Source organism: Dyella sp. GSA-30 (genome assembly GCF_027924605.1).
Classification (GTDB): domain Bacteria; phylum Pseudomonadota; class Gammaproteobacteria; order Xanthomonadales; family Rhodanobacteraceae; genus GSA-30.
In genome coordinates, this window is record NZ_AP027042.1 from 1,660,100 (window position 1) to 1,671,778 (window position 11,679).

The following is an 11,679-nucleotide window of genomic DNA, read 5'->3' on the forward strand; positions in this document are numbered from 1 at the left end:
GCAGGTAAGGAGCGTCAGCTAGATTGACCGGATGCAGAAAAGAGGCGCATTATCGGTGTCCTTGCGTAGGGGGGGCTTATGAAGAAGTGCGTAATATATCTATTATCCTTTTTGTTTGTCTTGCAGTGTCATATTTGCCATGCCCAGCAAGCAGTCGTCACCTACGTATATTCGGATTCCCAGAATACCCCCCTCGCTGAAGCGGATGCTAACGGGAACATCGTCACCACATATGACTATTTGCCTTATGGGGTATCCGCACCAAACATGGGTGAGGCTCCAAACGGTCCAGGTTATACCGGGCATGTGAATGATCCGGATAGCGGTCTAGCTTATATGCAAGCTAGATATTATGATCCTGCAAGTGGTCGCTTCTTTTCCGTTGATCCGGCCGGGGTGGAGTCGGGGAACAGCACTACTTTTAATAGATATAGTTACGCAAATAATAACCCTATTGTTTATACGGATCCGGATGGTCGCCAGAGCACTATGGATGCTGGTGTGTGGGCGACCGAGGCTGTTATGGCTCAGCAGAGTCCTCAGCAAGTTCAGCGGCTCAATGAACAGAATGTCGGGCAGCTGAAAATTGTCGCTGCCTCGTTGGCGACAATGGCGGCTTCGCCTGCTGCTGGCTTTGTAGCTCGGACAGCTGCGGCTGTAGTCACGGACTCGCTAGCTGCGGGGAGCGTTACGACGGGTCTAATGGCGAATGGCTCATCGGTGGTGGCGAGTGGCGCTATCGTGGCTGAGGCGGTTGCGGCTGTTAACGGAATGCCAGGACCAAGCGAGCCCGCTTTTACTGGAATTTCGCTTGAAGCGAAAGCAACTACATTCAGTGCCAACCAAATCAAGGCAGATATGACATCAGGGCAGGCTATCGAAAATTTGGCTGCAAATGGATATGCCAAGGCGGTATCCCAGAGCGGCACCGTTACTGTCATGAGCAAAGGAGAAAGTGTTTATACATTCTATCCAGGATCTACCGGAGGCGGGGTGGCGGGCGCGCCGACTGGCATTCCTTCAGCATCGCTTACCGTTGGTGGCGCGAAAAAGCCCATTACCAAGATACGGTTCAACGAGGAGGGGAAGTAGCATGCAAGACGAAAACGTCAATCATGCGTCCTCACTGCTGAGTAGCATGCTGCTAACTGATAGGCGTCTTCCTGATTACTTGTTCAAGAAAAAATTTGATCAGTATCTTTTTTTTGATGTGGACATAACTTCTGTAGATGAATTGATTAAAGCTATAAAGGACGTTGTAATTAACCGAATTACATCTATGCCTGATATGGCTGTTTTTTCCTTCACGGAAAAGGCGTTCGTCACTTGGATGGGGAGGGATGAAGACTGGGTATTAAAAATAAATGAAGTTTATAAATTATTGCGTGATAAAAAGGATTACAATGGGCTCGTGCTGGCTGATGCTTCGATGAAATGCATTGTTCATCAACCTGATCCAGTAAGCATGGGTGTCTTTGCTTTTTCTCGAGAAAATGGAAGGGATGAAAGCTGGAGAAATATATCGGATAACGTGAATGGCTGCTTTTTCGACCTGACGGATGTAAGAGGCTGGTTGGCTGGTGGCTCTGAACGTGACTCATCCTTGATCGAAAGCATGGGGCGTGAGTATCTTGAAGCCTTGATCGAGAACTACGATTGATTGGCTTGTCGCGATAAGAGGTGGCAAGAGGGCATGATTTTTAAATGGGACGATCGCTCAATTAACTACCTCCGCCCATATCATTGGAGCCTACGAGTGTTGCCCAATGTAGAGCACACTCTGCTCCGTAATGCCGCATTGCCGAAAAATCTCGCGCCCGAATGTCGCGACATTGAGGCTCTTCACCTGGAAACCGCCCGCGCGTAGCCGCTTGAGAAAATCTTCGCGCTCGTACATTCGAATGTGATCGTCCTGACCAAAGCGCCGCCAGCGCTCATTGACGTCCGTCACGCTCGGGTCTTCATCGGTTTGCTGCAGGCCGAGCAAGATAGGCACCATCAAAATGGCGACCCCGTTGGGCGCCAGAATACGATTTAGCTCGCGGATGGCCTTGGCATCGTCAGGCACATGCTCCAGGACGTGAGAGCACACGATGAGATCGAAGCTGCCATCGGCATAGCAATCCATCTGGGTGATGTCGACCTTGTCGTCCGCCAGCGGCGACATCAAGTCGGCGGAGCGGTATTGCACGCCGGGCAAGCTCTTCAGGAATTGAGAGAGCCTGGGTGCTGGCGCGATATCCAGCACACGCAGCGCCTGCCCGGAGCGTTGCTGCACATAGGCCTTCAGAAACAGGGCATACAGGCGATCCCGATCGGATGCCTGGCAGACGGGGCACGAATACTGCCCGACGTTGAGCGTCTCGAACTGATCCAGCGAGTAGGACACGTTCAGTCGGTGGAACGTGTCGAAGTAACTGTTCGGAAGTGGGAGGAAATTGGGAAAGCTATGCGTACAAATGGGGCAGGACTTCATACATGGACCTTTGATTGCGCCTTCCATCACTGAATCGACCGGCAATCGGAAAACTTGATCTGATGGGCGCGGAGCGCGGCGCGTATAGGCCGGAGATCAGGGTGATTAGACCTGACCCATTCGAGCCACTTGCCACGTAGATCGCGTATCTGGTTGCCTGCCAATAGCGGATCCTCTCGTCCACCATCTACGATAAGAATGAGGGAGTGGCTTACTGACGCTGCCCGGACAGTTCTGATCGAAATTACACGAAGCCAAGGATTCTGGAAAATGGGCGACGTCTGGATGCTGCTGCTTCTCGGTCTGCTTGCCTTGATCAGTCCGATCATCGCTATCAAGCGGCCATCGCCGAGAGCGAAAGCTCAGCTGGACAAGTCTTTCAAGACACAAGCCATCGATGTCGATGGCACGCGCTATACCGCATCGGACTTTGAGGTTCTCTATCGAAAGGAAGCCTACTTTCGTAGCCAAGGTTATGGCCCGAAGTCCTATCAGTTGGATGCGGAGTGGATTCTTCGAGCTCCTAACGGTGGCTATGTGTTCGGTATTGCGCAAAGTGATCCTGAAGAAAGCGAGTTTGGCATTCGCTGGACCTGGCGGCGGCTAACTGAAGAGCGTGCGCGGCATGCGCTGCTTCACGATGCCAAGGCCTACCGATCGGCATTCGGCGAGTCGCCCTCGGACAAGGAGCGCGGTGGTGCTCCTTAGTCCTAAGGGAGGTCATGCAGGACCTATTCGACTGACGGTTCGAAAGACTGATGAGAAGACGTCGGCGCCGAGGTGCCTGGGGCGGGATCGCGTGGCAGCAGTCAGCGATAAGCGTTAGAGCGCGTCGCCTATAGATGGGTCAATTAAGCATATTTGTGCTATTTTTTAGCATTAATGATATCAATGCGCGTCCGTAAAGTAGCTCCATCGTCAACCAACGAAGGAGTTACCAATGAACTCACTTATCAACGCTCTATCGAAATCCGCCCTGTTACGTAAGGATTTTGACTATCACCTGGTACGCGCATCCATGGTGATCATGTTCTTTTTCTTCGGCTACCAGAAATGGTTCGAGTACGAGGCGCAGACGCTGATTCCCTTCATCAGCAACGGACCGCTTATTTCGTGGATGTACCCGGTCTTCGGCGTGCGTGGCGCGAGCTGGTTCCTCGGCGTTTCCGAATGGACGTTCGGGTCGCTGATCTTGCTTGGCTATTGGAGCAAGCGGCTAGGCATCCTCGGTGCAGCCGGTTCAGTGGTCACGTTCGTCATGACGGTCACCATCATCCCCTTCATGCCCAACGGCTGGGCCGAGTCCGCCGGTGGCTTTCCGGCCATGGTCGGCAACGTTCCCTTCCTCATGAAGGACATCGTATTGCTTGCGGCATCGGTCTACCTGCTGAAGCAGGACGTTGCCAGAGCGGCTCAGTAATGGATTCCGAAACAGAGCGCGCTGCAGGCGCACTCTGTTCGCCCGGTCAGTGACAAATCAATGCGATTTGGGTTTTATCTTGCCTGCGCTTGTCCCAGGCAAGTGGGCGATTTACTGGGATAGTTTCGTACACACCATTGCTGCCACAAGGCTGTGTTTGATTGGCGATCCGCCAGACTGGCGCCGTTGTAGACAACAACGAAGTTCTGTCCTGTGAGCTGGTTGAGAATGGCGGCCAAAGCGTCGTGGACTACAGATGGTGAGTAGTGACGGATGCCTTCGAACGCACCGTCGGCATTGTTGTTCAGCTCGATCTCCGATTTAGGAAGCTGGCGCATGTCACTCAAATGGCCGACGAGATAAGGCACGGCGTCAGTGCCTAATGCTTCAAGCTCCGCGAAAGCCTTGGCCTCCGTCCCTGATTGGGTTGCTTGACCCAATAGAGTGTCGACTTTGCTGGCCAAGGGATCGGTATTGTGTGTGGGAGCAATACAGCCACCCAAGGTGGCCATCCATAACGACAGGCAAACAAGTCGGCAACGAAATGGTGGCATGTCTACGGCCTCGGATCCCCTGGAGATTCCACCAGGGTGGATGCTCGATTCCGCAGATGCAAGCCACCAGAATGGCCTGGGCAGGGAAGAAGTTACGTTTATCCTCAAGGTACTTTACGAGCGCTGCTGCCAAAGCATACTGTGGGCTCATATGAAGACGTCAGCGATGGATAGCGCCGCCAAATGGCTTCAATGGTCAGCCCCCGACGCAGCTTATCTATCGGGGAAAAGTGTCTTTGAATTTCTTCAGCCATTGCTGACGATCGCTGCTCCCGAATTTGTGATAGTGGATATCCCGGCCGGTGCGGTATTTGGCTTGAGGGCAGTCGATAGACTGGGGCTGGTTACGAACGATTTCATGTCAAAAGTCTCCGATGCCGATCAATATGACTGGGCATTCTTTTATTTTTTCAAGGAGAGACTTGAAGAAGATTGCCAGGATGAGTCGGACCGTTGCCTGATAGGCAAGTCGGATTTCACGGTAAGGCTTGCCGACTCAAGTTACTTTTATGTCTACAGTGCAAATAAGGCGTTGAACGAGCATCTGTCTTTCAGCTTGGTCTATGGAGAGAAAAAAATAGTCAGATTAAGTGACCTGGATATAATGTACTGAGTGAAAAGCTCAGGCGCGCCGCCTGAATCGATGCAATCGATGAGGTGGATATCTGCTCAAAGAAGATCGTCGCTGATGGCGACGCTGCGGCCACTGAGGCTGCGGAACGTGGGCCGGAATGGGTGGCGCCACCCGGTCTCTCATTATTTGGTTCTTAATAACTTCTTATCGCCGTGTATTTATTTATAAAAGCCTTAATTGGAATCATTCAGTTTGTGGATACTGCATCACGGATTTAATATGTTTCAGTGGCGTATGAACAATTATAGGAATTGGACTCTGTTATTTTTGGCGGTGGGGATGCCAAATCCAAGGACTCGTTCCTGAAAAAGGCGGGGTCTTTTTGTGACCTAGAGCTTTTCATGAAGACCCGGTTTTATTTCAACGGCGCCATTCTCGATGGCGAGCCATTGCCTTGCTGCCTCCCCGGTCGCCAGTGTCCTGCTGGCCTTTCTCGGTTACTTTTCATGGAGTCAGCATATGAAACATCTATGCGTGCAATTCATGTTAGCCGCAAGCTTGTTCGTCGGTGCTCTGATGCCTCATGCCGTTCATGCACAAACGAGCGAGGGGCCATCCAGTACGCCGGTCTACGCCTGCGTTGATAATGTGGCAGGCATTCAATCGGTAAGGTGGGTGACTTCGTTGCCCTGTATTCCTCCATTGTTAGGGACTACGAAGGTCGGGCAGCCCAGCCAGACCGTGTTCACTGCTTTATACAACGAAGAAGGGTCGCTGGTTGGCAACTCGTCTTTAAGCGGCGATGCAATCATCGATCCGGTGGATGATGTCTACACCATTACATTCAGCTCGGCTTTCGCATCAACGCCGGTTTGCGTGGCTGCTGTGGTCGGCGCAAGTTCCACAGACTTTCAAATTGAAGTGTCCAACATCTCGACCACAGGCGTTACGGTAGCCACACAATCGACGGCGCCTCCCTTCGGTGCGGCTCCCGCCCCCTTTGTGCTTAGTTGCACGCTTCCTCGTTGATCGTTGGAAGCGCATATGAATCAAGCGTAGGCGGGCTCGCGGCGGAGATGGCCGCGAGCCTGTAGAGCTTTAAGGCAAGATGCACTATCTGCGAGGCGATAAACTTGGTTCGGTAGCGTGGTCGATCCCGACTTCGTTCCGATCGGCACCCAGCGTCCCATCGAAATATTGTCTGTCTATGTGCAGACCCGGTGACCCGGGCGCAAGACAGGCTGGGTGGCTGGTCAACTACAACGACAGCGGCAGGCAGCAATAATCGTTCAATGGAAGATACCGGCAGCGACAACTTCGTAAGAATGGTTGCCTACATATACGTAGATCCTCAGGGGGTAGTTCCGGCGGAAGCTCATGAGCAAGGAGCGATGGTAGCGATCCATGACCACACCCCATATAGGAAGATAGCTACCGGAATCTCGCCCAACGGAACTGGGAATTCCAGCAGCCAGTTGACCCCGAGACCAAGCGCAATTTGGAAAACATTCCAAAGATTGAACAGAGGCAGGCCCCGCACATTCCCCTGGATTCAGAGCCTGAGAAATGACATGAAACTGAATGAAAGCCACGCCTCATCGTTAGCAGGCGATTTAACGAGAGGCGCGATCCTGGATGAAATTCGTATCTTGAGCCTGCAAGTCACATTGCGGTTTTTGATGCAGAAAGACGAGTCGCTTTCGTATATTGATGTTGTGTTCGCGTGCGGTGCTCATATCAACAAGAAGGTCAATGGCGCCGTTTATGCGGATTTTCTTGATGAGCGCTCGGCTTTTCTGTCCGATGTCTACAGATGCATGGGTTCCGAAGTGACTGATGTGACCATGACCGACAGCGGCGTACTCGCCATCGATCTCGGTTCTTGGGGTGTCATATCGATTGAGCCTGCTCTGGATGAAGAGCGTGCGGATGGCTGGTCATGGCGTTTCCAGTTCGATAAAAATTTCGATATAGCTACTCTCTCGTGTGTACAAGAGGGTGGCCGTTTTATGTATTTCGCAGATAAGCACGCCTTGGGTCAGGCCTGACATTGCAGGCCTGACCTATGGAATCATTTCGCAGTTCCTCGACGTTCGTCGCTCTATTGCGCCGGCGCGTCACCCGCCTCCACGCGGAACGCCTTGATATTGATCACCGCGCCCTTGACCGGCGTGTCGCCATCTACACGGATGAAGGATACGGTGAGCTTGTCGAGCTTGTCCGGTCCGATTTCTTGCAGGGCTTCAGTGGCCGGAAATGACAGCTGCACGCTGCCGCCGTCGTGCTCGGCATGATGCTGCATGCCAGAGATTTCGAACGGGCCTAGGGTGCCGAGCAGGTAGTCGCTGTCCTCGTGTTTGCTGTTGGCGCGCTCAGGCAGATCGATGTAGACCTTGTAGTAATAGCCGCCGCTCTGACCAAGTTCGGTGAGCGATACGCCGTCAAGCACTACGCGTATGCTGGTCGTAGCGCTGAGGTCTGCGGTCTGGGGAGCTGCCTTTAGCAGATTGCGCAGTCGCGGTTGCTGCTGGACGGATACCGGTACCTCTACGCTGACTGATTTCTGGTCCAGCGAAAGCTGCTCGCCACCGCCCAGAGTCTGTGTGCTGAGCAGCTGGGGCGACAGCGCCTTGAGCTTGATCAGCGGCGGTCGGTTCGGTGCTCTCACCGGTGGGATTCTGTTGGGCATGTTCTCGTTCTCGTACGTGTAGCCGAGGCCAACGGTCGAGATGGTCACCTTGCGCGGCAAGCTTACGCCCGGCGCGTAGTTGAAGATATCCGACCAGTACGACGAGGAAGGCGGCGGCATGGTGCGGCCGTTACCGGCCTTGACCCAGGCGGCCCACAGGCGGTCGATATTGGCATGATGTACCCAGAAGATCGGATCCTGGGGCGACTGAAGATTCGCCATCACGCCGCCGATGATATTGTGCACGGCGTTATGCGGGCGGCTCTCCACCGAAGGCTCGAATGCATTCGGTGCGCCCTGCGGAAAATTGATGATCTGATTGGCGAACGGGTCGAGGCTGAGCGACGCGTGCACATTGGTGTTGCGCCGATTGGCGATATAAAGCGGCGATGTGGGATCGAGGAACTCCACCGGCATATTGGGATTGGTGTAGTAGTCCCAGTACGGTACGACCAGCGCGTTGTTGCGCGAGATCTCGCGCAGCTTCTGCTCGAACAGATGCAGATAGCCGCGATGCCAGGCCAGGAAGTAGGCGATGCCATGCGGACAGAAGTTCTGATGCACGTTGGCCCAGTAAAACCAGCTATTGGGATCGCTGGTATTGGTGTTCGCGCGCATCTTGCGAATGGTCTCGACATACACCGAATAAAGCGGCCCGCGACGAAATACTTCCCAGCTCGGACGTGTCACTGTTGCCGCGGCGGATAGCGGTTCGTCGGCAAAGCCGATACGAGGTAGAAGCGGGACAAGTGCAACGGCCAGCGATGATTTCAGAAAACGCCTTCTGGAATTCATGGAGACTCCCCTTATGAATCAAACAGGAGCGGTCACGCATACTGGCGGGGCCGCCGGTCGTGTTTCGGTAGCCGCCGCGATAACGGACATTCTCGGCGGGCATGCTTATCCCGTGCTTCTCCTGGCCGGCATAGCCGACCGACGCATGTCCCCTCGGCATGCGGTGAGCAACACGACTGCTTACCCGGCGTTGAAATTAATAAAGGTCGAGAGATCTGATAAGAGCCAGACTACGAACCAAGTGCGCCTTTATGAGATGCATCGCCACAAAGCTCGGCGTGCATTTTATTTCCCCTAACTGAAACCATTATGCAGGCGATTATCATCGGAAGGCAAATGGCTCATTGCCGCCCGGAAATCGGCTTTGTTTAGTAAGCAACGGTTTTCGCTATTCATTGAATCAATTAGGGATCATGCTTTTCTTCGGCATGGCTCCGCTGGCTTATCAACTATTCAATGGATGGGTTCGGAGCGAACATATCGACCAGGCTCTGGGGCGCGCCGGGACCGAGGCATATATTGAGGATCTTTTCCGACTCCGCAGCTTCAAAGGCGCTGCGAGGAAAGAGGTCCTTCTCATACGCTATCAGCGCGGCTTCAATGTCACCGGGGTTGGCTGCGATGGCCCTTCCGAGTTCGGCACCATCGAACATGGCGAGATTCGCCCCTTCGCCGGACGGCGCCATCAGGTGTGCCGCATCACCGAGCAGTGTTACCCCGGGGACGCGGTTCCACCGGTGCTCGACCGGGAGCGCATGAATCGGTCGAGGCACGGGATCGGTCTCGCCATCGGTGATGAGTGCGGTCAGTGCCGGCGCCCAGTCGTCGAACTCTTTGGCGACGCAGGCGCGGGCAGTCACTGGATCAGAGAAATCGATGCTGTCGATCCAGTCCTTGGGTTTGTTCAACTCGACATAGGTGTGCAACACGCCGTTGGGTTCGCGGTGCGCTGCGATCCCTTTTCCCGGTGCCAGTGCAAACAACGAGCCGCCGGCGACCGCTTCGGCGCTTGCCTTGTGGCGGGTGTCGCTATCAAACAGGCAGGTTTCGATGAATGTGATGCCGACATATACAGGCTTCGCCTCGGAAAGGAGTGGCCTGACTTTCGACCACGCGCCATCGGCACCCACGAGAAGGCTGGCCGTCACGGTTGAGCCATCGGTAAAGGTCACCGCGTGCCGGCCATCGCCAAGCGGAGACACGGCGGTGACTTTATGTCCCCAACGAACGGTGTCGGCAGGAAGCGATTCGAGCAGGATTCGGCGGAGCTCTCCGCGGGGTACTTCAGGTCGACCGCCTGTACCGTCATCGGGATCTTCAAACAGGACATGGCCATCCTTGTCGAGCACCCGTGTTGCCTGGCCACCGGGGTAGATGATTTCAAGGAATTGATCGAACAGCCCTGTCGCCTTGAGCGCTAGCTGCCCGTTGTTTTCATGGATATCGAGCATGCCGCCCTGCGCTCGCGCATTGGCCGAGGCGTCCGCTTCGTAGACCGTGGCTGCGATGCCGTGAACGTGGAGGACGCGTGCAAGCGTCAGGCCGCCGAGTCCGGCGCCAATGATTGCGATGGGGGTATTCATGGTGATTGTCTTCGGGTTGGGGCTGCTGCAGGGAATCAGGCGGGCTATGGAATGTCGTTCCATTATATTGGAACGATGTTCCATTTATGTCAAGATAGGCCATGGCCAAAAAAGCACGCAGCAGCAAACGTCGTGAAGAATCGCTCTCGCGGGAGCGCATCATCGAAGCGTCGATCGAGATTCTGGACAGCAGCGGAGAGGGCGGTTTGACGTTCCGCGCTCTGTCCGAGCGGCTTGCCACCGGTCCGGGTGCGATTTATTGGCATATCGCCAACAAGGGCGATCTACTGACTGCCGCGAGCGCTCACGTCGTCGCCAGCACGATGGAAGCGTGTGTGACCGGGGCGACGCCTGAGGCCACCATTCGTGCCCTTGCCCTGGGCATGTTCGATGCCATCGACGCGCATCCGTGGGTGGGCTCGGCGCTCACCGCCGCCCCAGGCCAGTTGCCCACCGTGCGCATTCTCGAGCGCATCGGGCAACAGGTTCAGGCGCTTGGCGTGCCGGAACAGGCGCAGTGGGCAACGGTATCTGCGTTGCTGAGCTACATCCTTGGCGTCGGCGGGCAGAACGCGGCCAATGCGCAGTTCGCTCAGACGCACGGCCTCGATCGATCCCGCTTTCTGGATGAGGTGGCAACTGCCTGGTCGCAACTCGATCCGCAGGAATACCCGTTCGCACGCAGCGTCGCCGGGCAGTTGGGCGGCCATGACGATCGCATGGATTTCCTGGCCGGGGTCGATCTCATCCTTAAAGGTATTGGCGCATCGCGGCGCCGTTGACGTCCTTGCTTGGTTAGCTAGAAGGCCATTCCAACGCGCGTGACCGTTTATAGTCTTGGCAACGAGCGACACCCAGGATGTGGGCCAAATGGGTATGACACAGAGATTCGTCGATACCGGTAAGTATCTCAGCGCCTTTGCGGACGAAGTTCTTGTTCGTTGCATTCAATGCGAGGCGGCGGGAACAGTTACCGCTCAATGGGGCCCCCGTGGATGGAGTGCCCTATTTCGATGCGCAAGCTGTTCGCTTGAACTAAAGCCTGGTGAATGGGTTGGTCCCGTCGAGCTGGAGGGGCGGCAGCCGTGTGGTTACTGCGGGTACAAATGGCTTGCCTTATCTGTCGAACTTCCCGAACCGCCAAAGAACTCCCCGGTGACGCTTCAGAAGCAGTGTCCGGAATGCGGCCACGAAACCGCGATCACCGTTTCCGTCGCCATCGCCCGTCCCAGCGCCCCATGCATCGACCCGCATTTCGGCCTGCCATTGCGCCTGAGCAAAGAAACGCGGTTCGGCACGGTATGGGCGTACAACCAAAGGCACGTCGAGGAACTCTTGGGCTACGTATCGGCAAAGCTCAGGGTCAGGCAGAACGCCAGCAATGGAGCCATGTTTTCGCGCCTTCCTAAGTGGATGAAAAGTGCCAGGCACCGTGATGAGGTTGCCAGGGCCTTATCCAAACTCGGCGCCGAGGCATGCGCGCCTGGCGTCAGCTCCGGCATGCCTTAATAAGAACCTCCTTATTAAGGGTTAGCATGCTAACCTTTAATAAGGATGGTCGTTATTAAGGCTTTGAGCCTTGGGAGAG

General features: G+C 55.0%; 13 protein-coding genes. 9 read left to right on the top strand and 4 right to left on the bottom strand.

Translation table 11 applies throughout. The features are described 5' to 3' along the window. The first annotated feature begins 78 nt into the window (after positions 1-78). Both QMG46_RS07285 and QMG46_RS07290 read left to right on the top strand, forming a co-directional pair. The gene (locus tag QMG46_RS07285; RefSeq protein ID WP_281851824.1) at positions 79-1,092 is read left to right on the top strand and encodes an RHS repeat-associated core domain-containing protein; all 1,014 of its coding nucleotides are present in this window, start codon (positions 79-81) and stop codon (positions 1,090-1,092) included. A 1-nt stretch (position 1,093) separates the two neighbouring features. Continuing rightward, on the top strand, positions 1,094-1,660 hold the full coding sequence (locus tag QMG46_RS07290; protein WP_281851825.1) for a hypothetical protein: 567 nt from the start codon (positions 1,094-1,096) through the stop codon (positions 1,658-1,660). Between the two features lie 90 nt (positions 1,661-1,750). On the opposite strand, the gene QMG46_RS07295 is transcribed toward QMG46_RS07290, so the two are convergent. Further along, on the bottom strand, positions 1,751-2,503 hold the full coding sequence (locus QMG46_RS07295) for a class I SAM-dependent methyltransferase (RefSeq protein ID WP_281851827.1): 753 nt from the start codon (positions 2,501-2,503) through the stop codon (positions 1,751-1,753). Positions 2,504-2,746: 243 nt separating this feature from the next. Between QMG46_RS07295 and QMG46_RS07300 the strand changes: the two genes are divergently transcribed. Together QMG46_RS07300 and QMG46_RS07305 are read left to right on the top strand one after the other, a co-directional pair. Next, on the top strand, positions 2,747-3,184 hold the full coding sequence (locus tag QMG46_RS07300) for a hypothetical protein (protein WP_281851828.1): 438 nt from the start codon (positions 2,747-2,749) through the stop codon (positions 3,182-3,184). 232 nt (positions 3,185-3,416) lie between these two features. Continuing rightward, positions 3,417-3,896 carry a YkgB family protein gene (locus QMG46_RS07305; RefSeq protein WP_281851830.1) on the top strand — a complete coding sequence of 160 codons (480 nt, stop codon included), beginning with the start codon at positions 3,417-3,419 and terminating at the stop codon, positions 3,894-3,896. A 74-nt stretch (positions 3,897-3,970) separates the two neighbouring features. On the opposite strand, the gene QMG46_RS07310 is transcribed toward QMG46_RS07305, so the two are convergent. Further along, positions 3,971-4,360 carry a hypothetical protein gene (locus QMG46_RS07310; RefSeq protein WP_281851831.1) on the bottom strand — a complete coding sequence of 130 codons (390 nt, stop codon included), beginning with the start codon at positions 4,358-4,360 and terminating at the stop codon, positions 3,971-3,973. 88 nt (positions 4,361-4,448) lie between these two features. Between QMG46_RS07310 and QMG46_RS07315 the strand changes: the two genes are divergently transcribed. From QMG46_RS07315 to QMG46_RS07325, 3 genes are all read left to right on the top strand, one after another. After that, positions 4,449-5,063 carry a hypothetical protein gene (locus QMG46_RS07315; RefSeq protein ID WP_281851832.1) on the top strand — a complete coding sequence of 205 codons (615 nt, stop codon included), beginning with the start codon at positions 4,449-4,451 and terminating at the stop codon, positions 5,061-5,063. A gap of 480 nt (positions 5,064-5,543) precedes the next feature. Further along, the gene (locus QMG46_RS07320; protein WP_281851833.1) at positions 5,544-6,053 is read left to right on the top strand and encodes an H-type lectin domain-containing protein; all 510 of its coding nucleotides are present in this window, start codon (positions 5,544-5,546) and stop codon (positions 6,051-6,053) included. A gap of 542 nt (positions 6,054-6,595) precedes the next feature. Then, positions 6,596-7,072 carry a hypothetical protein gene (locus QMG46_RS07325; protein ID WP_281851834.1) on the top strand — a complete coding sequence of 159 codons (477 nt, stop codon included), beginning with the start codon at positions 6,596-6,598 and terminating at the stop codon, positions 7,070-7,072. Between the two features lie 53 nt (positions 7,073-7,125). On the opposite strand, the gene QMG46_RS07330 is transcribed toward QMG46_RS07325, so the two are convergent. Together QMG46_RS07330 and QMG46_RS07335 are read right to left on the bottom strand one after the other, a co-directional pair. Then, a complete protein-coding gene (locus QMG46_RS07330) occupies positions 7,126-8,508 on the bottom strand; it encodes a tyrosinase family protein (protein WP_281851835.1) in 1,383 nt (460 codons plus the stop codon). A gap of 449 nt (positions 8,509-8,957) precedes the next feature. Beyond that, positions 8,958-10,091, bottom strand: coding sequence for an FAD-dependent oxidoreductase (locus tag QMG46_RS07335; RefSeq protein ID WP_281851836.1), 1,134 nt, complete (start codon positions 10,089-10,091; stop codon positions 8,958-8,960). A 101-nt stretch (positions 10,092-10,192) separates the two neighbouring features. Between QMG46_RS07335 and QMG46_RS07340 the strand changes: the two genes are divergently transcribed. Continuing rightward, positions 10,193-10,873, top strand: a complete 681-nt coding sequence (locus tag QMG46_RS07340; protein WP_281851837.1) for a TetR/AcrR family transcriptional regulator — start codon at positions 10,193-10,195, stop codon at positions 10,871-10,873. 373 nt (positions 10,874-11,246) lie between these two features. Further along, positions 11,247-11,600, top strand: a complete 354-nt coding sequence (locus QMG46_RS07345; RefSeq protein WP_281851838.1) for a hypothetical protein — start codon at positions 11,247-11,249, stop codon at positions 11,598-11,600. The last annotated feature ends 79 nt before the right edge of the window (positions 11,601-11,679 follow it).